At 37.0% G+C, this 22,289-nt stretch carries 23 protein-coding genes; 17 read left to right on the top strand and 6 right to left on the bottom strand.

Annotated elements, in window-relative coordinates; translation table 11 throughout:
* The first annotated feature begins 8 nt into the window (after positions 1 to 8).
* Positions 9 to 1,055 (top strand): glycosyl hydrolase family 18 protein, encoded by a 1,047-nt coding sequence (locus tag MWJ95_RS17085; protein WP_249075064.1) that lies wholly within the window; start codon positions 9 to 11, stop codon positions 1,053 to 1,055.
* A gap of 233 nt (positions 1,056 to 1,288) precedes the next feature.
* Here MWJ95_RS17085 and gltC read toward each other — a convergent pair whose 3' ends face one another.
* Complete coding sequence (gene gltC / locus MWJ95_RS17080; RefSeq protein ID WP_249106797.1) at positions 1,289 to 2,191, bottom strand: glutamate biosynthesis transcriptional regulator GltC; 903 nt, start codon at positions 2,189 to 2,191, stop codon at positions 1,289 to 1,291.
* A gap of 659 nt (positions 2,192 to 2,850) precedes the next feature.
* Between gltC and sufC the strand changes: the two genes are divergently transcribed.
* From sufC to MWJ95_RS17050, 6 genes are all read left to right on the top strand, one after another.
* Entirely contained in the window at positions 2,851 to 3,630 is a 780-nt protein-coding gene (gene sufC / locus MWJ95_RS17075; RefSeq protein ID WP_068985348.1) for a Fe-S cluster assembly ATPase SufC, read from the top strand.
* Positions 3,631 to 3,648: 18 nt separating this feature from the next.
* Positions 3,649 to 4,956 (top strand): Fe-S cluster assembly protein SufD, encoded by a 1,308-nt coding sequence (gene sufD / locus MWJ95_RS17070; RefSeq protein WP_249075066.1) that lies wholly within the window; start codon positions 3,649 to 3,651, stop codon positions 4,954 to 4,956.
* Positions 4,956 to 6,185: a cysteine desulfurase gene (locus MWJ95_RS17065; protein ID WP_249106796.1), complete on the top strand. Its 1,230-nt coding sequence runs from the start codon at positions 4,956 to 4,958 to the stop codon at positions 6,183 to 6,185. Before sufD ends, MWJ95_RS17065 begins: the two co-directional genes overlap by 1 nt.
* Positions 6,175 to 6,603, top strand: a complete 429-nt coding sequence (gene sufU / locus MWJ95_RS17060; RefSeq protein WP_249075068.1) for a Fe-S cluster assembly sulfur transfer protein SufU — start codon at positions 6,175 to 6,177, stop codon at positions 6,601 to 6,603. Before MWJ95_RS17065 ends, sufU begins: the two co-directional genes overlap by 11 nt.
* A gap of 103 nt (positions 6,604 to 6,706) precedes the next feature.
* Positions 6,707 to 8,104 carry a Fe-S cluster assembly protein SufB gene (sufB, locus tag MWJ95_RS17055; protein ID WP_068985344.1) on the top strand — a complete coding sequence of 466 codons (1,398 nt, stop codon included), beginning with the start codon at positions 6,707 to 6,709 and terminating at the stop codon, positions 8,102 to 8,104.
* A 411-nt stretch (positions 8,105 to 8,515) separates the two neighbouring features.
* Complete coding sequence (locus MWJ95_RS17050; RefSeq protein WP_249106795.1) at positions 8,516 to 9,868, top strand: lytic polysaccharide monooxygenase; 1,353 nt, start codon at positions 8,516 to 8,518, stop codon at positions 9,866 to 9,868.
* Between the two features lie 487 nt (positions 9,869 to 10,355).
* On the opposite strand, the gene MWJ95_RS17045 is transcribed toward MWJ95_RS17050, so the two are convergent.
* Together MWJ95_RS17045 and MWJ95_RS17040 are read right to left on the bottom strand one after the other, a co-directional pair.
* Positions 10,356 to 10,826 carry a ferritin-like domain-containing protein gene (locus MWJ95_RS17045; RefSeq protein WP_249106794.1) on the bottom strand — a complete coding sequence of 157 codons (471 nt, stop codon included), beginning with the start codon at positions 10,824 to 10,826 and terminating at the stop codon, positions 10,356 to 10,358.
* 136 nt (positions 10,827 to 10,962) lie between these two features.
* Positions 10,963 to 11,310 carry a DUF3592 domain-containing protein gene (locus MWJ95_RS17040; RefSeq protein WP_249075071.1) on the bottom strand — a complete coding sequence of 116 codons (348 nt, stop codon included), beginning with the start codon at positions 11,308 to 11,310 and terminating at the stop codon, positions 10,963 to 10,965.
* Between the two features lie 462 nt (positions 11,311 to 11,772).
* On the opposite strand from MWJ95_RS17040, the gene MWJ95_RS17035 reads away from it, so the two are divergent.
* On the top strand, positions 11,773 to 12,372 hold the full coding sequence (locus MWJ95_RS17035; protein WP_249106793.1) for a nitroreductase family protein: 600 nt from the start codon (positions 11,773 to 11,775) through the stop codon (positions 12,370 to 12,372).
* A gap of 66 nt (positions 12,373 to 12,438) precedes the next feature.
* Here the strand turns inward: MWJ95_RS17035 and MWJ95_RS17030 are convergent, their stop codons facing one another.
* Together MWJ95_RS17030 and MWJ95_RS24530 are read right to left on the bottom strand one after the other, a co-directional pair.
* A complete protein-coding gene (locus MWJ95_RS17030; protein WP_249106792.1) occupies positions 12,439 to 13,263 on the bottom strand; it encodes a GNAT family N-acetyltransferase in 825 nt (274 codons plus the stop codon).
* Between the two features lie 207 nt (positions 13,264 to 13,470).
* Positions 13,471 to 13,602 (bottom strand): hypothetical protein, encoded by a 132-nt coding sequence (locus MWJ95_RS24530; RefSeq protein WP_283175771.1) that lies wholly within the window; start codon positions 13,600 to 13,602, stop codon positions 13,471 to 13,473.
* Between the two features lie 267 nt (positions 13,603 to 13,869).
* Between MWJ95_RS24530 and MWJ95_RS17025 the strand changes: the two genes are divergently transcribed.
* From MWJ95_RS17025 to MWJ95_RS16985, 9 genes are all read left to right on the top strand, one after another.
* A complete protein-coding gene (locus MWJ95_RS17025) occupies positions 13,870 to 14,727 on the top strand; it encodes a DUF72 domain-containing protein (protein ID WP_249106791.1) in 858 nt (285 codons plus the stop codon).
* Positions 14,727 to 15,548: a sulfite exporter TauE/SafE family protein gene (locus MWJ95_RS17020; protein ID WP_249075075.1), complete on the top strand. Its 822-nt coding sequence runs from the start codon at positions 14,727 to 14,729 to the stop codon at positions 15,546 to 15,548. Before MWJ95_RS17025 ends, MWJ95_RS17020 begins: the two co-directional genes overlap by 1 nt.
* Before the next feature lie 164 nt (positions 15,549 to 15,712).
* The gene (locus tag MWJ95_RS17015; protein ID WP_249106790.1) at positions 15,713 to 17,074 is read left to right on the top strand and encodes a bifunctional metallophosphatase/5'-nucleotidase; all 1,362 of its coding nucleotides are present in this window, start codon (positions 15,713 to 15,715) and stop codon (positions 17,072 to 17,074) included.
* A 45-nt stretch (positions 17,075 to 17,119) separates the two neighbouring features.
* Positions 17,120 to 18,229: an HD-GYP domain-containing protein gene (locus tag MWJ95_RS17010; RefSeq protein WP_249075077.1), complete on the top strand. Its 1,110-nt coding sequence runs from the start codon at positions 17,120 to 17,122 to the stop codon at positions 18,227 to 18,229.
* A 23-nt stretch (positions 18,230 to 18,252) separates the two neighbouring features.
* Positions 18,253 to 19,062: a sporulation protein YunB gene (yunB, locus tag MWJ95_RS17005; protein ID WP_481817358.1), complete on the top strand. Its 810-nt coding sequence runs from the start codon at positions 18,253 to 18,255 to the stop codon at positions 19,060 to 19,062.
* A 286-nt stretch (positions 19,063 to 19,348) separates the two neighbouring features.
* Complete coding sequence (lipA, locus tag MWJ95_RS17000) at positions 19,349 to 20,272, top strand: lipoyl synthase (protein ID WP_249075079.1); 924 nt, start codon at positions 19,349 to 19,351, stop codon at positions 20,270 to 20,272.
* A 32-nt stretch (positions 20,273 to 20,304) separates the two neighbouring features.
* Positions 20,305 to 20,658, top strand: coding sequence for a YutD family protein (locus tag MWJ95_RS16995; protein ID WP_249075080.1), 354 nt, complete (start codon positions 20,305 to 20,307; stop codon positions 20,656 to 20,658).
* Between the two features lie 361 nt (positions 20,659 to 21,019).
* A complete protein-coding gene (locus MWJ95_RS16990; protein ID WP_249106788.1) occupies positions 21,020 to 21,547 on the top strand; it encodes a D-glycero-alpha-D-manno-heptose-1,7-bisphosphate 7-phosphatase in 528 nt (175 codons plus the stop codon).
* A gap of 62 nt (positions 21,548 to 21,609) precedes the next feature.
* Positions 21,610 to 21,804, top strand: coding sequence for a hypothetical protein (locus MWJ95_RS16985; protein ID WP_308221940.1), 195 nt, complete (start codon positions 21,610 to 21,612; stop codon positions 21,802 to 21,804).
* 177 nt (positions 21,805 to 21,981) lie between these two features.
* Here the strand turns inward: MWJ95_RS16985 and MWJ95_RS16980 are convergent, their stop codons facing one another.
* Positions 21,982 to 22,248 carry a DUF3055 domain-containing protein gene (locus MWJ95_RS16980; protein WP_068985326.1) on the bottom strand — a complete coding sequence of 89 codons (267 nt, stop codon included), beginning with the start codon at positions 22,246 to 22,248 and terminating at the stop codon, positions 21,982 to 21,984.
* Positions 22,249 to 22,289 lie beyond the last annotated feature (41 nt).

The raw sequence follows: 22,289 nt of genomic DNA, 5'->3' as shown, positions 1-22,289 counted from the left end.
AAATTCAAGTGAAAAAAATTTTTCTGTTTATCTGTATAGCACTACTAGTTATCACAGCTTGTAGTAATAGCCAAGAAGCACCTGTTAAGGCAAAGGAGGGGTTTAAGCTCAAAAACAAGCTTCAATTATCTATTTGGTTACCAGAATGGCAAAATAAAGCTGCCATCGAGGATGTGAAAAATTCACAACAGGGCTTACAAGACATTCACGTTTTTGGTGCTTATTTTAATGAGAATGACCAATTATTATTAACTGAAGATGCGACAGAAACGTTGAAGCAAACACAGCAACAATTTAATGAATCACACCATGTTATTCTCACGTTAATTAACGATTATGTTAAAGATAACGCCCCATTAGTTCAGAAGGATAGTGCGTTATTGCATCGATTGTTTCAAGATAAATCATCAATGCAGCGACATATTGATAATATTATGCAAGTTGTTGAACAATACAATGTGAATGGTATCGAAATTGATTATGAAAAGGTTGCTAAAGAGGATCTCTCTAAGTACGTCCGTTTCATAGAGCAACTTTATGAACAGCTATTAAAAAAGGATGTTTCATTACATGTCGTATTAGAGCCTGGATTCCCATTTAATGTTAAATTACCGAATGGGCCTAAATATACAGTGATGGCTTATAATGTGCACGGATATCATAGTGGTCCAGGTGCAAAGGCAACCTATTCGTTTTTAAATGACTTAGTAAAAAAAATTAGGAAGTCTAATCAAAAATTAGCGATTGCATTTGCAACAGGCGGATTCGAATGGGTAAAACAAGGCAAGACGGTTGCTTTAACGGAGGTAGAAGCTGAGGAATTACTAAACAAAACGCAAGCTGTTAAAAATCGCGATCAAGCAAGTGGTGCGGCTTATTTCACTTTTTTAGATGAACAAAATGTTAAGCATGAAGTTTGGTACGCCGATCAGGAAACACTAAAAAAATGGACAGCGCATGTGCAAAAGAGAAGCTACAATGAGGTTGTTTTATGGCGTGCCGGAGGTCTAGGCTCAAAAACGTTACAATGGATTAATGAACAATCAGGGAAATGATTGATAGAATTTCTGAGTGACGGAAAGAAGGACCAGAGCGACGGGAAGAAGGGCCGAAGTGACGGATAGAAACCAGAGCGACGGAAAGAAGGGCCGAAGTGACGGATAGAAAAGCTAAAGCGACGGAAAAAAAGCCGAAATGACGGATAGAACAGCCATAGTAGTGGTAAAACCGCCAATCTGTAGGATAGAATCACTTAAGCCAAAAAAAATCGCCAGCTACGGCGATTTTTTTATTGGAATTGAGAAAGACGTGAAAAGAAATTGGTCACGAAGTCTAAAAATATTTTTTCAGACGGGGCAATCTCGCGGTTTACAGGTGAAATAATGCCGACTGTTCTTGGAATCGTAGGTGATTGAATCGGTACTTTTACTGTGAAACGGGCAGCTGAATCATACAGTGAGCTTTCTGGTAATAAGCTGACCCCGATGCCTGCAGCGACAAGACCCTTTAGTGCATCTAAGTCTTCACCTTCAGAGATGATGTTTGGCAAGAAGCCAGCTGCTCGACAGGCATCCATAGCTAGTTTATGTAAAATGTATCCATCTGGGAATAACACAAATAAATCGTTACGTAAATCAGCAAGCTGAATACTTTTCCTTTTAGCTAATGGATGTTTTGCTGGTAGTAATGCGGCGATATTTTCAGTAAATAAAATTGTTGAATGGATCGATTCGTCCTTTGGTGGAAGCGGGCCTAAAAAAGCTAAATTTAACTCGCGATTTTTGACTGCATCTATTAAAAAACGATAGGAGCCTTGACGGAGCTGGAATTGCAAATCTGGATATTCACGCTTAAAGGCAGAAATAACAGTTGGTAATACATAGCTAGCCAAACTCGTTGGAAAACCAATTTTTATGGTACCTTTAGCAGGATCTAAATATTCTTCAACTTGCTTTGCGGCAAAATCAATGGCTTTTAAAGCTGTAATTGTGTGCTCCAGAAATGTTTTTCCAACCGGTGTCAATTTAACATTTCGTCCTACACGTTCAAAGAGTGGTGTGCCTAATTCATCTTCTAAATTAGCAATTTGTCGGCTTATGGCTGATTGAGCAACATGAAGATGTTCGGCAGCTTCTGAAATGTGTTCCCGCTCAGCGACTTCCACAAAATAACGTAATTGACGTAACTCCACTAGAATTCACCCCTATTAATCGAAAAATACGATTGATTATACATTAATTATATACTATTTGAGATGAAAAATGATTGTAAATAAACATCTAAACTAGATCTCTATTGTGTAAATGCATTATCTTCTACAATAGACGCCTTCAGGAAGCTCTACTCTGCGCGAAAGCGAAGCGTCAGGCGGCAATGTTTAATCTGTAGCGAAAGCGAAGCGGCAGCTACAAAGCGCCCACCTGGAACGGAAATCAACCGTACGTTATGATGGTAAGTCTTAATTTTACGAACTAGTACTCTAAAGATTTCTTTTCTTTATTTGATTCCATTCTAATAAAAAAGGTTATAGTATTGATAGTGTTCTTTATGCATTTCTGTCACAAAACCGCTACAATTAGCGATTCCTAAGAGGTTTCCACTATGAGCTAGATGAAATCCGTTCTCAATTAGAATTATTTCATTGAAAATAAGGGGAGTCGATTCTCATTGTCAATAATGATTAGTAATAATCTGAAAATGCTTACAAACTCTTTGTTTTTAAGGATTGTTTTAAAGAAAATTGAAAGTGATTGAAATGGTTTGCATAGAGAACGATTTTCAGTTAAGATTAGAATGATGATAATTAAGGAATGGTTCACCATTCACTGAACACACTATGGAGGTATTTTCATGTCAACTTTAGTTATTAAAGATCTTCACGTTGAAATCGACGGGAAAGAGATTTTAAAAGGCGTAAACCTTACAATTAATACAAATGAAATTCACGCAATCATGGGACCGAACGGAACTGGTAAATCAACACTAGCTTCTGCAATCATGGGTCACCCTAAATATGAAGTAACTTCTGGTACAGTAGAACTTGATGGCGAAAATGTACTTGAAATGGAAGTGGACGAGCGTGCTCAAGCTGGTTTATTCCTAGCTATGCAATATCCTTCTGAAATCGCTGGTGTAACAAATGCTGACTTCTTACGTTCAGCTATTAATGCACGCCGTGAAGAGGGCGATGAAATTTCTCTAATGAAATTTATCCGTGAATTAGATAAAAACATGGAATTCCTTGAAATGAACGAAGATATGGCTCAACGCTATTTAAATGAAGGTTTCTCTGGCGGTGAGAAAAAACGTAACGAAATTCTTCAATTAATGATGATTAAACCAACATTCGCAATTTTAGATGAAATTGACTCTGGTCTTGATATCGATGCGCTTAAAGTTGTTTCAAAAGGAATCAATGCAATGCGTGGAGAAGGATTCGGCTGCTTAATGATCACTCACTACCAACGCCTACTTAACTACATTACACCAGACCATGTACACGTAATGATGCAAGGTCGCGTTGTGAAATCAGGTGGCGAAGAATTAGCACAACGTTTAGAAGCTGAAGGCTATGACTGGATTAAAAAAGAATTAGGTATCGAAGAAGAAACTGAAGAACAAGAAGCATAAGAGGGAGGACGAACTAGCATGACAGTGGAACTTAACTTGCCTGTAACAGTACAGGACGTGCGCTCGTTCTCAGAAGCAAAAGGTGAACCGGCTTGGTTTACAGAGCTTCGCGCGGCAGCACTAGACAAAGTAACTGGTTTAGATTTGCCAAAACCAGACAGAACAAATATTACAAAATGGGATTTCATGAATTTCCCAACTCATACTGTTGACAGTGAAGGATTTTCTTCACTTGATGCATTACCTGAAGAAGCAAAAGGTTTAATCGATCTTGAAGCACAAGAAAATCTTTATGTTCAACGCAATAACACGCCAGCTTTCATTAAAACATCACAAGAACTAGCTGATAAAGGTGTTATTTTTACAGATATTTTAACAGCGGTTCGTGAACATGGTGACCTTGTTAAAAAGTACTTTATGACAGAAGCTGTAAAAGTTGATGAGCATAAATTAACAGCTCTTCATGCGGCACTTGTTAATGGTGGTGTGTTCGTATACGTACCTAAAAATGTCATTATCGAACAGCCGCTTCAAGTAGTATTCTTAAACGATAATGCGGAAGCTTCATTATATAACCACGTGTTAGTTGTAGCTGAAGCAAATTCGGCTGTAACGTATGTTGAAACTTATATTTCAACAGTTGAAGAAGCACAAGGTCAAGCAAACATTATTGCGGAAGTAGTAGTTCAAGACAATGCACAAGTTACTTATGGTGCGGTTGATGTGCTTGCGAAAGGATATACTACTTATGTAAATCGTCGTGCACGACTAGCTCGTGATGCGAAAGTAGACTGGGCTCTTGGCTTAATGAATGACTCAGATACTATTTCTGAAAACATTACACATCTAATCGGTGACGGTTCTCATGCTGATACAAAAACAGTGGTTGTTGGTCGCGGTGAACAAAAACTTAACTTTACTACTGAAGTTCGTCACTGGGGTAAGAACTCAAATGGTCATATCTTAAAGCATGGTGTAATGAAAGATGCAGCACAATCAATCTTTAACGGTATTGGCTACATCGAACACGGTGCAACAAAAGCCGATGCACAGCAAGAATCACGTGTATTAATGCTTTCTGAAAAAGCTCGTGGCGATGCTAACCCAATTCTATTGATTGATGAAGATGATGTAACAGCAGGACACGCAGCATCTGTTGGTCGAGTGGATCCACTACAACTTTATTACTTAATGAGTCGTGGTATCTCGAAAGCAGAAGCAGAGCGCCTTGTTATCCATGGATTCCTTGCGCCAGTTGTTACGCAATTACCAATCGAGGGCGTACAAAAGCAACTGACGGAGGTTATTGAAAGGAAAGTTCGCTAATGATGAATAAAGACATTAAAAGCTATTTCCCAATTTTAAATCAGGAAGTAAACGGTCATAAGCTTGTTTACCTTGATAGCGCAGCAACTTCTCAAAAACCTATTCAAGTGATTGAAGCAATGAAACAATATTATGAATTTGATAATTCTAATGTTCACCGTGGTGTGCATACATTAGGTAATCGTGCAACTGACAAATATGAGGGTGCACGTGAAAAGGTTCGTAATTTTATTAATGCTACATCAACACAAGAAATTATTTTTACACGTGGTACTACAACTGCTTTAAATACAGTAGCATCAAGTTATGGTCGTGCTAATGTGGCTGAAGGTGATGAAATTGTCATTACCCACATGGAGCACCATTCTAATATTATTCCTTGGCAACAGCTAGCGAAGGAAAAAAATGCAACGTTGAAATATATTGAGCTTGAAGCAGATGGCACACTTAACCTAGAAAAGGTTCGTGCGACAATTACACCTAAAACAAAAATTGTGTCGGTGTCAATGGCGTCAAACGTCCTTGGAACGATTAACCCAATTAAAGAAATCGCTCAAATCGCACATGCTAACGGTGCTGTAATGGTAGCGGATGGTGCACAAGCAGCACCACATATGAAAATTGATGTACAGGATTTAGATGTAGATTTCTTAGGGTTCTCAGGGCATAAAATGTGCGGACCAACTGGAATAGGTGTACTATATGGTAAAAAAGAACACCTTGAAAAGATGGAGCCAATTGAATTTGGTGGCGAAATGATTGACTTTGTTGGACTTTATGATTCGACGTGGAAGGAATTACCATGGAAATTTGAAGGTGGAACTCCTATTATTGCAGGTGCAGTAGGTTTAGGAGCTGCTATTGATTTCTTAACTGAAATAGGGCTAGATAACATTGCGGAACATGAGCATAAGCTTGCAGGCTACGCGATGAATCAGCTTGAAACAATTGACGGACTTAAAATTTTCGGCCCACGTGACCCAATGAAGCGTTGTGGTCTTGTAACGTTTAACCTAGACGATGTACATCCACACGATGTAGCGACGGTTCTTGATATGAACGGTATTGCAGTTCGTGCAGGACATCATTGCGCTCAGCCACTAATGAAATGTCTCCAACAAGTAGCGACAGCGCGTGCAAGCTTCTATCTGTATAACACGGAGGAAGATATTGACCGCCTAGTTTCAGGATTACGTTCTGCGAAGGAGTATTTTGGCGATGTCTTTTAATAATTTAGATCAACTATATCGTTCAGTCATTATGGATCATTATAAAAATCCTCGTAATAAAGGATCTATTGAAGATGATGCTGTAACGATCGATATGAACAATCCGACTTGTGGAGACCGTATTCACTTAACGCTAAAAGTGACTGACGGTATTGTAGAGGATGCGAAATTTGACGGCGAGGGCTGTTCGATTTCGATGTCTTCTGCATCTATGATGACACAGCTCATTAAAGGGAAAAAAGTTGAGGAAGCACTAGAGCTTGCTGATATTTTCTCTAAAATGATGATGGGTGAGGATTATAGCGATAAATACGACCTTGAGGATGTTGAAGCACTACAAGGTGTTTCTCAATTCCCTGCACGTATTAAATGTGCTACATTAGCTTGGAAAGCGATGGAAAAAGGTGTAAATCTTTAATAAATTCTAATTTTGAGTGAAAGTCACAATATGTGCTTTCACTCGAAGTAAGATATCTGTGCTTTAAACAAAATAACAATAATACATGAACGGAGGAGAAAAAATGGCTAAAAAAATGCCTGATATTGGCGATTACAAATACGGATTCCATGACAAGGACGTATCAATTTTCCGTTCAAAACGTGGTTTAACTGAAGAAATCGTCCGTGAAATTTCTACTATGAAACAAGAGCCAGAGTGGATGCTTGAATACCGCTTAAAAGCACTTGAAACTTTCTATACAAAACCAATGCCGCAATGGGGTGGCGACCTAGGAGATTTAGATTTTGATGAAATTACGTATTACGTAAAACCATCAGAAGCTACTCAAAAATCTTGGGATGAAGTACCTGATGAAATTAAAGCTACTTTTGATAAATTAGGTATTCCAGAAGCAGAGCAAAAATACCTTGCAGGTGTATCTGCTCAGTACGAATCTGAGGTTGTTTATCACAATATGAAACAAGACCTTGAAGATCTTGGTATTGTGTTCAAAGATACTGATTCAGCTTTACGTGAAAACGAAGATATTTTCAAACAATACTGGGGCAAAGTGATTCCTTACACTGACAACAAATTCGCTGCACTAAACTCAGCTGTTTGGTCAGGTGGATCATTCATCTATGTACCACCAGGTGTAAAAGTGGAAACGCCATTACAAGCTTACTTCCGTATTAACTCTGAAAACATGGGTCAATTCGAACGTACGTTAATTATTGTAGATGAAGGCGCTCATGTACACTACGTTGAAGGTTGTACAGCTCCTGTTTACACAACAAACTCTTTACACTCAGCTGTAGTAGAAATTGTTGTACGTAAAGATGCATACTGCCGTTATACAACGATTCAAAACTGGGCAAACAACGTTTACAACCTAGTAACAAAACGTACAGTTGTTGAAGAAAACGGTACAATGGAATGGATCGACGGTAACATCGGTTCTAAGTTAACAATGAAATACCCAGCTTGTATCCTTAAAGGTGAAGGCGCTCGTGGTATGACATTATCAATCGCATTAGCAGGTAAGGGACAACACCAACACGCAGGTGCGAAAATGATTCATATGGCGCCAAACACATCTTCAACAATCGTTTCTAAATCGATTGCAAAACAAGGTGGTAAGGTAACATATATGGGTCAAGTTCGTTTCGGCCCTAAAGCAAGTGGTGCACGTGCTAACATCGAATGTGATACGTTAATCATGGACAACCAATCTACTTCAGATACAATTCCATACAACGAAATCTTAAATGATAATGTTTCTTTAGAGCATGAAGCGAAAGTTTCAAAAGTATCAGAGGAACAATTATTCTACTTAATGTCTCGTGGTATTTCTGAAGAAGAAGCGACAGAAATGATCGTAATGGGCTTCATCGAGCCATTCACAAAAGAATTACCAATGGAATACGCAGTAGAAATGAACCGTCTGATCAAGTTTGAGATGGAAGGTTCAATCGGTTAATACGCCGATATTCGTTGGTAAATTAGGATTTTAGCGCTAAGGCTAAAACCCATATTGCCCAACATATTAAAATCGAGTGCATTGCGCTCGATTTTTTTTATGTAGATGTTGTTTACATAGCTTAACGACTTATATGACGTGGAATAAAAACTTATGAAGCAGATCATGAATCGACAAACTTTAATTTGAATATTTTATGAACACTTTATCAAAATATATAGTTCTTTTAAGTGAAAAGGTACTTAATTATAAAATGTTTATTATATTTAGAGCTATTTATATATATATTTTGCGACAAAACATAACAATGTAATGTAACTTTTAGCATATTCATACATAGTTTGCTTAATTTTCAATCCGTAGCTATCATACGAGTAGAAATACATTTTTCATGAGAAGGAGACTACTTATATGAACTTTACAAAATTAAGTAAACGTAAAAAGGGATTAAGTGCTGCCGTATTAGCGGCTGGAATTATGGGGATTGCAATGGCACCAAATGCATCTGCACATGGGTTTGTAGAAAAACCAGCTAGCCGTGCTGCATTATGTAGCCATAGTTATGGTGCGCTTAATTTGAGTTGTGGAAGGGTTATGTACGAGCCACAGAGCTTAGAGGCTAAAAAAGGATTTCCGCAAGGTGGACCAGTTGATGGTAAAATAGCATCTGCAGGAGGTCAGTTTGATGGCATCCTCGATCAACAATCTGTAAATCGCTGGTTTAAGAATACGATTACAGGGGGATCGAATACCTTTACATGGAAGTACACTGCATCACATTTAACAAGCAAATGGCACTATTATATTACGAAAAAGGGATGGGATCCTAATAAACCATTAACTCGTGCTGATCTTGAGCCAATTGGAACTATTGAACATAATGGTACCGAAGCATCAACTAATTTAACTCATACAATTAACGTACCAACTGATCGTAGTGGCTACCACATTATTTTAGCAGTTTGGGATGTAGCGAATACTGCAAATGCTTTCTATAATGTAATTGATGTTAATTTAGTGAATAATGTGGATGTGGATAAGGAAGCTCCAACTCAGCCAAATGGATTACAGGCTACGAAAGTCACTGCTAACAGTGTCGAGCTAAAATGGAATTCTTCTACAGACAATGTGGGTGTAAAAGAATATCAAGTATTCCGTGATGGTAAAGCAATTGGATCTGTACCGGGAACAACATTCACAGATAAAAATTTAAAAGCGAATACAAAATATACATATACAGTAAAGGCAGTGGACGCAGCTGGAAATGTTTCTAAAGAAAGTGAGTCTATAGCTGTAGAGACAATGAATGCAGTTCCAGACACGGAAGCACCAACGCAACCAACTTCACTTCACACGATGGGCGTAACAGCCTCAAGTGTAGATTTAATGTGGAGTGCATCAGAGGATAATGTAGCAGTTGACCATTATGTTATATATAGAGGGACACAAGCAGGACAAATGACTGTAGTTGGAACATCGAAAACTACATCTTTTAAAGACATGAATCTACAATCAAATACAACATATAACTATGCAGTCACTGCGGTTGATACAGCTGGAAATGAATCTAATAAAAGTTCCGTTTTCACTGTGACTACAAAAGAGCAAGGGGCGTCTTATGAGCAATGGAGCCCAATTAAGGCATACACAAAAGGTGATAAAGTAGAGCATCAAGGTAAAATGTATGAAGCTGTACAAAGCTATCAAGGATATGGAGATCCAAATTGGATATTCGCATTGTCTTTATGGAAAGAAATTAAATAATCTGCATAGACTCTTGAGGAAAAAGCAAGAGTACGGAGCGTTTAGATGGAAGGAGACGAACTTTTGAAGTTCGTCTCTGTTCTTTTTGATCTTCAAGGTAAGTACCTAATGTTGTTTTGGTGGTTCAAAGAGTCGTTATAAAGTTGAGAAAAAAGGGTTGGAAAATTATCAGTTGGAATATTTAATACCATAAACGATTCATACATAGAAATATTGTCTTTTTCCCTACGACTTCTAGTCGCATAGGCTATTTTATTGTTTTCTGAGTTTGTTACGACTAACTGCGATTCATCATTAGAAAACGGTACCCAATTATGCCCAAAAAACGGTAATAAAGCATTTATATGCCCGAATGTATGATTAATTAAGTTAAAGTTTCCTAGAAAATTATCAAAAATTGATTGAGTTAAGTTTTCACCCAACATTTGAGGGGGTGTCAATGCAGGTAATAGTTCAGGATGACCGTAATTTTGAGTTTGCTTATGTGTTATGTCCGGGCTTTTTGAAAAAAAAACAAAAACCATACAGCGTGATTTTGCTCGTCCGCTGCTGCACGTCGAAATCTTTCTTTAATCATTGGATCATTTGCTTTGTCTGCTATATCTAAATAAAAATCAACGGTTTCTTGTTCATCTTTAAAAGCAAACTCTATTCCGGCTCTATAGTTGTCCGGGCATTCCTCGATTATTTGATAAGAAGGATTTCTTCCTGTTAAATTCGTATAAATTTTGCTAAATTCCTCGAGATGGCGTATTTCATCTTTTTGTATCTCAAGTATTCTATTCTTTTCATCTTCAGTAGGTGCCATCTTAGCTAATTTCTCATAACAAACAACAGCACTATATTCACCGTTAATTGCTTTCTGAATATCATTTGCAAGTGGAGCATCATTTAGCATAGGAAAAGTACTATTATGCTGTGGAGCATAATGATAATAGTATTGATTTGGATACATCATTGTCCTCCTTTTATTTCAGCTGATTCGAGACGCAATTATGTCGAGGCATAATTGATCCATCACCTTATCTTATGCTTTGTGTATAGGTAATTGTGAAAAGTCATTTCAGAACAATACAGTACCCCTTTGCCTTTTTCTATACTCGATATTTAAGCTTAAACTGTTGAGGTTTCTTTTTATTATATAAAATCGTCACCCATTGGCCCTCCTCAAAAAAAGAGCGATTTTTTGTATATGTCCACACTTTGCCTGTGACTGTGATTGGTTTATTTTGTAAAGAGGTAAATTGTACTGTTAACTTCACTCTACGCTGAGATTCTCCTTTGGCATATGTAATCTCATGGCCGACTGTTCGGTGTGAAAAATCACTTTCGATAATTTGTGCGTTCATTTCAATCCATTCAATTTTTTGATATTTCAATGGTAGTAGCCATAGTATGAGAATGATTAGGATGAAGATAACCAAACCAATAAGAATAAACATATGCGTCCCCATTTCTTTATTATTAGAATGTTAGAATATTAAAGCTTCAGGAAGATTACATTAAGGTTTTAAACAAATAGATCAACTTAAGTAAGGCAAGAAGGGATTTTATTAGAGAATGGCCTATATTATAGAAATTATAACGTTATATAGGTAGTATTTGTAGTCTTATTATAATGAAAGGAGGTCAACAAACTGCAGATCACTTTTTGTGATGTTATTTCTTTTTTTTAAAATAATTGACTTCTTTCTGTGTTGTAACTATAATGGTTACAGGTAAGGGCGATGAAGATTAAAATTAGCAGTCGTTTTACAATCGCTGTTCCTACATTAATTATTGGTGATGAAATGATCCAAGAATTCGCTAGTAAAGAAGGTAAATTTAGATTGAAACAGTAGCGTGTAAAATGAAGCTACATGTAAAAGTCTATATATAATTAATTAAATTCGGAGGAAATACAAATGTCAGTAACAACAAATTTAAAAGAAGCAATTATTAATCGTCGTTCAATCCGTAAGGTGAAAAAGAATGATGCGATTACGAAAGAAAAAATTGAAGAATTATTAAAAATCAGTGTACATGCACCATCTTCATTTAATATGCAAAGTGGCCGTGTCGTTGTTTTAATGGATCATGAACATGAAAAGTTTTGGGATATTGTGAAAGAAACAATACGTGCGCGTGTACCGGCTGAAAATTTTGCAGCGACTGAAGAGCGTTTACAAGGATTTAAAGATGGTGTAGGAACAATCTTGTTCTTTGAAAACCAAGCAACAATCAAACAAATGCAAGAAAATGCTCCTTCTTATAAAGAGCAATTCCCATTCTGGTCACATCAAGGAAATGCAATGTTACAATACGCAACATGGATGTCTTTAACTACAGAAGGAATTGGCGCATCTCTTCAGCACTATAATCCAATTATTGACGAGGAAGTTAAAGAAACTTGGAATATCCCTGCAGAATGGAGCTTAGTAGCACAAATGCCATTTGGTGAACCAAATGAACAACCAGGAGAAAAAACTTCTTTACCTTTTGAAGATGTAGTGAAGTTTTATTAATTAAATAAAGTGACGCAAATAAACCCGGTTAAGTGGACGTAATACACTTAACCGGGTTTTAACATATTAGTCAAATGAAAACTCGTATCCTACATAGTTAAAAACATTAGTAAATGCTATATTTTCTGCTACAGCGATAGATGGTTTGTTTGAGTCCATACAATCCCAATATGGAATCGAATCTTGTGCTAAACAATCTTTTACAAAGTAGTGAGCTAACTTTTGGGCTAATTTATTTCCTTGATGAGCATCTAATGTTTCAATGTCAATACAGTGGACATTTTCAACGACAAAGCCTGAAAAACAAAGACTAACAATGTGATGATCGTAAACGATACAGTATCCGAGCCCTTTACTCAAGAAACACTCAACAGAAGACCAAAACGAAAGAATTTTTGAATGTAAAAATTCAGGATTTTTAATTACGTTATCGTTAAATAGAGCGTTATCGATTTTTAAAACAGTGTAATCTTCTTTAATATCTGGCTCGCTATTGGCTTTATAGTTTTCTTTATGAAGCTTATATACTCTTTGCTTCCAACTACCAAGTTCACGATGTTTAAATATGTTTTCAATCGTTTGATTCCACTCTGGATGATTACCAATGCCTTCAAAGTAATGTAACCCCACTTTCTTCGCTTCAGGTACAATTACTCGATCAACAAAACCATTTATCTGATTATTAAACTGTTCATTTTTTTCATTCCCTATAAATAAAAATCCATCATTGTTGCCTAACCAAATAAGTGCTGATTGAGGAGTCTCGATTTGATCAACAAAAATTCGCCCAGGATTCACTCCCTCTACTATCGCTTTTACTTCTAATTGCCCTTCCTCATTTAGTAACCTTTTACACCTGTAAAATTCATTTTGCTTTAGCTCAATAATCATCTCAATCAAATCCCCTTCACGTTAAATTGACTCATCACCAAAGTTAAGAATGACATTTATAAAAACGTATATTATGCGTATAAGTTGATTGGAGTGGAGGCTGGGCGACTCCTTGGGGATTAGCGATAGGGGAACGAAGGCTAAGAACATCACATCCTGTGATAACGCCTTCGTGACCAACATCATGCTGCTGTCGCTGCGTTAACACTACGCTTTCGCGCAAAAAACATCTGTTGGCCCGAGACCCTGGAGCGAGCAAATAGGGGAACGAAGGCTAAGACCATCACGTCCTGTGATAACGCCTTCGTGACCAACATCGTGTTGGCCCAAGCGGCTCATCGGACGCCCCCAGGAAGCTTTGCTCTGTAGCGAAAGCGCAGCGTCAGCAACAAATGTTTTCTGTAGCGAAAGCGAAGCGACAGCAACAAAGCGCCCAGCCGGAACGGAAATCAACCCCACGCTTTAATAATAATCCTAAATTTTATTATAAAGGTAAATTATGGTAATGTGCAATTTTGCCTTGTTTATGAGATATGTTTTTTACGATACGTTCATATTTCGTTAGAAAGTGTGTGCTATGATATTGTACATAGAGGAGGGAGTCACATGATTATAGTTGGATTAACTGGTTGGGGTGATCACCCTTCACTTTATAGTGGAGTGACTGCCTCGAAAGACAAATTATTCGATTATACAGGCCATTTTTTAACGGTTGAAGTTGATACTTCGTTTTATGCAATACCTTCTATAGAGAATGTTCGAAAATGGTGTGAGGACACACCCGAAAATTTTCGTTTTGTTGTGAAGACCTATCAAGGAATGACTGGGCATTTACGTGGTGATATACCGTTTGACTCGAAGAATGACATGTTTAATGCCTTTATCGAATGTGCAAATGAATTTAAACGCCATGGGAAGCTAGCGATGGTACTAGCGCAATTTCCACCATGGTTTGATTGTCAGACTAAAAATGTACAGTATCTATTGTATATTAGACAGCAGCTTAAAAGCTTTGACGTAGCGATTGAGTTTCGTAATCGAACATGGTATGCGGACAATGTCGTGCAACAAACGATGGATTTTTTACGAGAGCATCAATTTATTCATACAATTTGTGATGAACCGCAGGCTGGTGTTGGTTCTGTACCATTTTATCCTACCGTAACTGCGACGAAGTCACTTATACGTATTCATGGACGTAATATTCATGGTTGGCGCAATACTGGCAATGCCGAAAATTGGCGGAAGGTTCGTTTTTTATATGATTATAATAATGAAGAATTGCAGCAGATCGGGGAGCACATAAAAGAACTCCAGTCAGAAGTACAGGATCTATATGTATTATTTAATAATAATTCAGGACTACATGCCGCGAAAAACGCCAAGGAATTACAAGGAATTTTAGCGATTAGGGATGAAGGGTTAGCGCCTAAACAATTAAACATGTTTGAAGGGGAACTTTAATGGAATTTATTCTTTTAGTTATCATTGCATTATTATCTGGGGTAATTGGCTCGTTGGTTGGGCTTGGCGGCGGAGTTATTTTAGTTCCAGCAACATTATTTGTGGGGCTAAATCTAGGGATGATTCCAGATATCACTCCTCAAAAAGTGGTTGGTTTATCTGTTGTCATGATGATTTTCACGGGGCTTGCCTCTACGTTAAGCTATATGAAATCTAAAACAGTTGATTATAAAAGTGGTTTCATATTTTTTATAGGGAGTATTCCTGGAACAATGCTGGGCGCATGGGTAAATAAGGGGCTCGATTTACCATCATTTAATTTGTATTTTGGTATTTTACTCATTATTTTAGCGACGATATTACTTGTGCGTGATCGATTGAAACCTGTAGAATGGTTTGTAAAAAATGGTATGCAACAGGAATTTGAAGACAAAGAAGGAAATACTTTTGTATATGGGTATCCAATTTGGTTTGCCATTACATTAACATTTGCGATTGGCTTTGCCTCTGGATTATTTGGTATCGGTGGGGGTTCGATGATCGTGCCTGCTATGATTATTTTATTTTTATTCCCACCACACGTTGCCGTAGCAACATCGATGTTCATGGTATTTTTATCGTCTCTTGTTAATTCAGCGAGTCATATTTATTTAGGACATGTACCATGGCTTTATACGATTCCTGTTATTCCAGGCGCATATATTGGAGCAAAGCTTGGGGCAGCATTAAATAAAAGAATTAAATCAGATACGCTTGTAGTAGCACTTCGAGTTATTTTATTATTATTAGGAATTCGCTCTATTATTGAGGGATTATTGTAATATTGAGGATACGCATCAAAACGTGTGGTTGATTTCCAACTGGGGGCGCCGAGCCTCCTTATATACAAGATATACTCAAATGTCATCCATAATTTTTGGTGATGACTTTATACTGACGAAGGTCTGATAGAAAAGGAAGCTATTTTAAAGAAGAGGTGGCTTAATTGCTGGAAAAAATTCATATTTTTCACACGAATGATTTGCACAGTCATTTTAAGTATTGGCCACGAATGGTAAGCTATGTGAAAGAAACGCGTACTAAGCTTACAATTATGGGGGAAACAAGCTATTTATTTGATGTTGGTGATCATTTGGATCGTTCAGATATTTATACAGAAGCAACGGTCGGTAAGGGCAATGTGAGGTTATTGAATGAAGCAGGCTACGACGTAGTGACAATTGGTAATAATGAAGGTATTACATTGTCCCATGAAGAGCTGTACCATTTGTATGATGAAGCAACTTTTGACGTAGTAGTTGCCAATGTCAATGCTTCACATGAAACAAATCCTGCGTGGATGAAGCCATATGTTATACTAACAACTGATTATGGCACAAAGATTGCAGTGATCGCAGCGACTGCTATGTTTGAAGTATATTATAAGGAATTAAACTGGGAGATAGATGAAGCACGAAGCACACTCATTCGCTTAGCACATCAGCTTCGTGAAGAAGTAGATATTATAGTTTGTTTGTCTCATTTAGGGATAACAGAGGACGAGCTTTTAGCTGAGGAATGCCCTGAAATAGATGTTATATTCGGCTCCCATACACATCATGTTCTCCCTAATGGAAAGCTCATTAATGGCGTTTTGTTGACAGGTGGAGGGAAATTTGGGCAATATACTGGCCATCTTATGTTAGAATATGATACAAAATCTAGAGGAATTGTTGAAAAAAAGGATACTTTAATTCATAATAAAGATTTGCCTACGATTAAAAATGAAAATGAAATCGTTGAATCATTAGAAAAAGAAGGCAATCGATTACTTGATATTCCAGTATTTACAACAGAAAAATCGTACAATAAGGAATGGTTCCATTATTCACAGTTATCCGATTTATTCGCGCGTGCCATTTTAGAGAAAAGTGGAGCGGATTGTGCGTTGTTTAATGCGGGTATTTTTTTAGATGGTTTACCAAAGGGAACAGTGACTGCATTAGATTTACATCGAATTTTCCCACATCCTATCAATTTATGTACGATTGAATTGACAGTTGCTGAAATGAAAGAAATTTTTCTGCAATCTAAAAACGAAGAATGGCCGTATATTGAGCTAAAAGGATTAGGGTTTAGAGGCGTTATTTTTGGGAAGATGTTAACTTATGGCTTTTCAATGAATGAAGATCGCCAATTACTTATCAATGGGAAGCTTGCAGATAATGATCGAAGCTATAAATTAGTAACCCTTGATTTGTTTACATTCGGTTATTTTTATCCAAGTTTTAAATATGCTAAGAAAAAATATATTCTACCAGAATTTTTGCGAAACATTATGATAGATTATGGGCAAAAATTTCTTTAAGTAATAGTCGTTAAAACGCTTTTAGAATGGATTGGGGAAAAGGTCATGCGGTTAATTTCAATCGATGTATTAAAAGAAGGAATGGTATTAGCAAGAACCATTTGGAATGAAGCGGGGCACCCTCTTTTAAAGAAAGATGTTGTCATTAATGAACGGATCATTCAGAGACTTCAACAATTAAATATGCATTATTTATATATTGACGATAAAATTTCTGAGGGAATTGAGGTACAGGAAACAGTTCCAACCGTTATTCGAAATAAAGCAATTTCAACCATTAAAGCTTCTTTCCAATCAATCAATGGTTTAAATCCATTAAATGCCTCTTATGTGCTTGACCAACAATCAAAAGCAATTGTTACAATTGTCGATGAGTTACTATTGGCGGTAAGAGGTAATGATGAAATTCTAACAATATTAACAGATGCGTATTTATTTGATGAATATTTATATCAACATTCTTTTCAAGTTACGTTATATTCGATAGCGATTGCTAAAGAGCTTGGCTATTCAGCGGAGGATTTACGTTTAATTGGAATTGGTGCTTTGTTACATGATATAGGTAAGATTATGGTGCCGAAAGAAATTTTGACAAAACCTGGCCGCCTTACGTGTGAGGAATTTGAAACAATGAAGCAGCATACTCGATATGGGTTTGATTTGTTACGTAATTTACATTCTATATCATTGATTGTTGCACATTGTGCCTTCCAACATCATGAACGGATTGATGGGAGTGGCTATCCCCGAGGCTTAGTTGATTTTGAAATCCATCCATTTGCCAAAATTATTGGGGTAGCAGACGTTTTTGATGCAGTGACTACAAGTCGTGTATATCGTGAAAAAATGCTACCTTCTCAGGGCCTGGCAATTCTAGAAGCAGGCGCTGGAACTATATACGATGCACGTATTGTGCAAGCGTTGAAAAAATCAGTTGTCCATTATCCTAACGGTGTTATTTTGAAATTATCGGATGGACGTCGAGGTATTGTATCAAGACAAAATACATTGAATGCTGCATTACCGTGGATTCGTATTTTTGAAGAGCAAAATCAACTATTGACAGCTACATACGAAATTAATTTAGTGGACTACCCAACCGTATTCATTGAAAGCGTTGAATCGGATTATGTTGGACCATCGAAAATCGAATAAAAATCTTCTCCTGTTCATATTTTATGGAACAGGAGGAGATTTTTTTGTTTTTCCCTCGAAAAAGGATGAAATTACGATCATATAGTAATTATGGTAACTATAGAAAAAAGGGCAGTCGGTTGAATAAATTAACCCTAGTAGTTGTGTTAATGATTATCGGTGTTTTTTTATTTATTTATTATTTAAATGAGAAGCTTATGCCGACATACTTAGATTATGCAGAAATACAAACGGCTAAGATTGCATCTTCCGTTGTGAGTAAAGCGATTGATTCGCGTACATCAAGTGTTATGGATGTTAATGATATTCTTGTAGAAGTATCTCCTGGCAATCATGATGATTTGAAAATTAATACAGAAACGATTAATCGAGTTCGAACAGAAACGGTCAATCAAGTAAAATTGTATTTAGAGCAAGCAGAGCAAGGGGAACTGTCGCATTTACCAAATCTTGATAATGTTGATTATGATTATAACAAGATTAATGAAGGGAATGGGGTAGTTTTTTATATGCCGTTGAGTCAGGCAGCTAATATCCCTTTAATTGGGAACTTAGGACCTAAAATTCCGATACGCTTTCATGTCATTGGTAATGTGCATAGTGAAGTTACTTCCTCAATAAAAGAATATGGTATTAATAGCATATACATGGAGATAGGGGTTCATATAGAGGTAAATGTGCAAATTATTGTCCCTTTTGCTAGTAAAACTACAACAGTTACTCAGGATATTCCGGTGGCGATAGGCTTTGTAAGGGGGAAAGTTCCAGATGTTTATTCAAATGGTAGTAAAGAGGCACCTTCAATTCAAGTACCTATCTCTCCTAAAAAGTAGAAATGTTTGCCTTCTTTCAGCGAATGTTCTTTATCCTGAAAGCGACAGATACACGTTTCCAAACACCCACTGAAATATAGGAACTCAGTCTAAGAACGCCACGTCCTGTGGCAACGACTGAGTGACCAACATCACGTTGGCTCAAAGCCTCCGACCGATTCCGGACGCAATTTTGCCGAGGCAAAATTAATTATGATAGTTGTTGGAGTTCATTTATTATGTTACATTGACAACAGTGAAGATAGTAATATTAAAACAGCACATTTTTGATAGGGGCGATATCCGTATGACATCTTGTAAACCTACAAGCAAGGAAAAAGAAGAATATTTAAGAAAACCAGATTGGTTAAAAATTAAATTAAACACAAATGATGAATATAAAGGGCTAAAGAAGCTCATGCGTGAAAAAAATCTGCATACAGTATGTGAGGAAGCACGCTGTCCTAATATTCATGAATGTTGGGGTGAACGACGTACAGCAACAATGATGATCCTTGGATCTGTTTGTACGCGTGCTTGCCGTTTCTGTGCTGTTAAAACAGGCTTACCAAATGAATTAGACCTAGCTGAGCCAGAACGAGTAGCAGATTCTGTAGCAATTATGAATTTGAAGCACGTTGTTATTACAATGGTAGCGCGTGATGATTTAAAGGATGGCGGGGCACAAGTATTAGCTGAAACAGTGCGTGCGATTCGTCGTAAAAGTCCGTTTACATCGATTGAAGTTTTACCGTCCGATTTAGGTGGTTTGCAAGAGAATCTTCAAATTTTAATGGATGCGAAACCAGATATTTTAAATCATAATATTGAAACAGTGCGCCGCTTAACGCCAAGAGTTCGAGCTCGTGCAAAGTATGAGCGTTCATTAGAATTTCTTCGTTTGGCAAAAGAAATGCAGCCAGACATCCCTACGAAGTCATCTTTAATGATTGGTTTAGGTGAAACAGAAGAAGAAATTATAGAAGTAATGGACGATTTACGAGCTAACGACGTAGATATTATGACAATTGGTCAATATTTACAGCCGACGAAAAAGCATTTGCCTGTTAAAAAGTATTATTCTCCAATAGAGTTTGGTAAATTGCGCAAAATCGCAATGGAAAAAGGATTTAAACATTGTGAAGCAGGCCCACTTGTACGTAGTAGTTATCATGCTGATGAACAAGTTAACGAAGCAACAAAAGAACGTCAACTACAAGCAGAACAGTAAGAACGAATGTTGAAATAGAAGGCGGTGCCACTTTGATCAATATTGAAGGATATGAATACGAGCTTATTGAAGATTATAAAGAAGCTTTTCAAGAGGAAGTATTCCAGGAACGATACTCAGATATTTTAGCCAGATATGATTATATTGTCGGCGATTGGGGCTATAGTCAATTACGCTTAAAAGGTTTTTTTGACGATAAAAATCAGAAAGCCTCTTTCGATACGAAGATTAGTACACTACAAGATTACTTATATGAGTATTGTAATTTTGGCTGTGCATATTTCGTCTTGCGAAAATCCGGTAAATCTACTCAACAGCCAGAAGCTGTAGTAAGTGAAGATAATGAAGTGACAAAGCTTGTTGAGAATGAACAAATAGCAGAATAAAACGTAAAAAACCTGGTGCAATTTGCATCAGGTTTTTTACTTTGTAGTGATAGGTTTTTTAAATTTGGTAATAATAAAAGTGAATGATAAAAAATGTTTTATTTTTGGCTTTTCACCAAAGTTGGGATAACACTTGGTAAAAGTATTCCCTTAATAAAAGTTGATTGGAGTGGAGGCTGGCGACTCCTTGGGGATTAGCGTCACAGATGAGACCCTGGAGCGAGCAACGCGAGTGAAGCGGCTCATCGGACGCCCCCAGGAAAGCGCCTAGCCGGAACGGAAATCAACCCCACGCTATGGAGATGTATATTGGCTATTATACTAACCTACTTATTTTATATTAAAGGTGTGTGTTGTTTAGATGAAAAAAGCTGTATTTTTGGATCGTGATGGGGTCATCAATGAAGTGTTAACGAATCGCGTTAAATTTGTCAACAAACCTAAAGACCTCTATTTCCTGCCGCATGTTTCGAAAGCTATAAAAAAATTGAATAAATACTTCGACTATATATTTGTAGTAACCAATCAAGGTGGCGTTGGATTGGGGTTTATGAAAGAAACGCAGCTACAAAAAATACATGAGCATATGGTAAAAGAATTGAAGAAGGAAGGGGCCATTATTCACGAAGTCGTATATTGTCCCCATAAACCAAAGTCGGGCTGTGCCTGCCGTAAGCCCAATAGTAAACTTATCGTTGACCTCGGTGAAAAATATAATATAGACTTGGCAAACTCCTACATGGTGGGAGATACGGATACAGATATTATCGCAGGTAAACGAGCAGGAACTAAAGGAGTATTTTTAGGCGCAAAAGATCCGCTGGCAGATGCAGTTTTTCCAGATTTAATTAGTGCTGCTGATTGGATTATTAAAGATGCCACAGCATAACGCTAGTACTGTTGAAGAAAAGAAAAAGCGTATAAATTATGTGAAAAAGGATAATTTATTTATTGGAGGTGATTAATTTGACTAAAGAAAATAAAAAGTCATTAGATCGAGAAGAATATGGATTTGGCTTTGATATTAGTGTTGATGACTTAGCCGTAATTGGGCAAAATCAACAAGCCAAAAAACAAAACGACAATGAAAACAAAGACAAGCCTCACAATAAAGATACTCCTTCTAAATTGAATAATGAAAAGTAGGGGCACAATACATTGCTTTTCGATTTAGATTTAAGATACTTACAAAAAAATTTCGCTAATCTTCTGTTGCATAGTACGCAAAGTAGAACACTGTGTCCGAAGAAAAGCGGAATTTTTTTGTATTAAATTCTTAATTGCTATATTGCAGGCACAAAAAAACACCCAATTTAAAGGGTGTTAATTCAATAATTCACGTAAATATTCTCGTAGCTCGACGGTATCTTCCTCTGTACGATTGTATACGTGTTCAAGATAGCCAGGTTCTTCTACATCATCTGGACCAATTATTGCAAAGCGTCCAAATTGAATATCCATGACAAGCACTTTTCCAAAGAAACGACCCGATTGCAAAATGGCTAAATCATAACGTAACTTATTCCCTGCAAAACTTACAAAGCGTGTTTTCGTATCTTCTACATCATCATATAAAAAAAAACGTTCCATCTTTTAATCTCCTTCCAGTCCTATAGATATGGTACTATAGA

The sequence above is a fragment of the Lysinibacillus sp. Bpr_S20 genome, from assembly GCF_023337835.1.
GTDB lineage: Bacteria > Bacillota > Bacilli > Bacillales_A > Planococcaceae > Lysinibacillus.
This window is presented reverse-complemented; position numbering and strand designations above follow the sequence as displayed.